The organism is Burkholderia sp. ABCPW 14 (genome assembly GCF_001523835.1).
Classification (GTDB): Bacteria; Pseudomonadota; Gammaproteobacteria; order Burkholderiales; family Burkholderiaceae; genus Burkholderia; species Burkholderia mayonis.
In genome coordinates, this window is record NZ_LOVS01000019.1 from 1 (window position 1) to 1,100 (window position 1,100).

Below are 1,100 nucleotides of genomic sequence, written 5' to 3' on the forward strand. Positions count from 1 at the left end.
ATAGCCGGTCCAGCCGCCCAGTGCCTGAAGTGCCTTGCGATCGTGCAATTCTTCCTCCTGACCTCTATAGAATCAGGCGTCAGGTTACGCAATCTCCATCAAACCCTCCACGGTTTACTGCGATGAACCAAAAAATGAAGCCCGATACCGATCGGATAAGCGAATTATTGGCACTGCAAAGGCGACTCAACCAAGAGCGCCACGGCTTACGAATCGATGATGATGCGGCCGTCCGGAAAGCGATTGAGAATTACAGCAAGATCGTCCGTGCCGGGCAACTTTGAACAACGACGACTGGATATTTACCGGACGATCCACCGGCAAGCTTGCGATTGCCTGTTTTGGCAGCGATGAGGTAGATTCCCGATGGCCTCCATTCCGATGATGATTTGAAAAAAATGGGCTTTGCATTTATCCGCGAGGGTGACACGACCTCGCACGGTGGCCGCGTACTCGTGTGTGATCCAACCAACACAGTCGACGGCAAGGCTTTGGCGCTGCTCGGCGACAAAGTGTCCTGCCCCAAGTGCGGCGGGGTCTATCCGATCGTCGGGGTCAAAAATCGGTTCATCGCAGTAAACCGTGGAGGGTTTGATGGAGATTTCGTAACCTGACGCCTGATTCTATAGAGGTCAGGAGGAAGAATTGCACGATCGCAAGGCACTTCAGGCACTGGGCGGCTGGACCGGCTATCGGTTGGAGCGGGTGGAATGGCCGGAAGGAGGCGGCGGTACGCTGTCGCTGTATCTGAAGCCGGTCAGCAAGGTCATGCACTGCGAACAGTGCGGAGCGCGCTGCCAGCAAATCCACGAGACGACGGTTCGGCGAGTGCGCGATCTGCCGCTGTTCGAGTACCGAGTCGTGCTGCATGTCCCCCGCCGTCGGGTCTGGTGCGAACACTGCGGCGGCCCGCGACTGGAGAAGCTGGCGTGGCTGGGCCGCTACCAGCGGGTGACGGAGCGGTTCGCCAAGGCCTGCGAGAAGCTGCTGCAAGCGGCCAGCGTGCAGGCAGTCGCAGCCTTCTACGATCTGGGATGGCACACGGTCAAATCGATCGACAAGATGCGCTTGCGAGCGCGTGTGGCCGAGCCGGACTGGTC

Annotated in this window: 1 protein-coding gene and 2 pseudogenes; all 3 read left to right on the top strand. The window is 58.5% G+C overall.

Annotated features, from left to right (window positions below; translation table 11 throughout):
- Positions 1 to 284 (top strand): annotated as a pseudogene (locus WS62_RS37815) (hypothetical protein); the annotation flags it as partial.
- A gap of 114 nt (positions 285 to 398) precedes the next feature.
- Positions 399 to 563 (top strand): annotated as a pseudogene (locus WS62_RS32440) (PAAR domain-containing protein); the annotation flags it as partial.
- An 82-nt stretch (positions 564 to 645) separates the two neighbouring features.
- Positions 646 to 1,100, top strand: a 455-nt coding sequence (locus WS62_RS03675; protein WP_197422755.1) for a helix-turn-helix domain-containing protein, incomplete at its 3' end; no start/stop codon positions are given.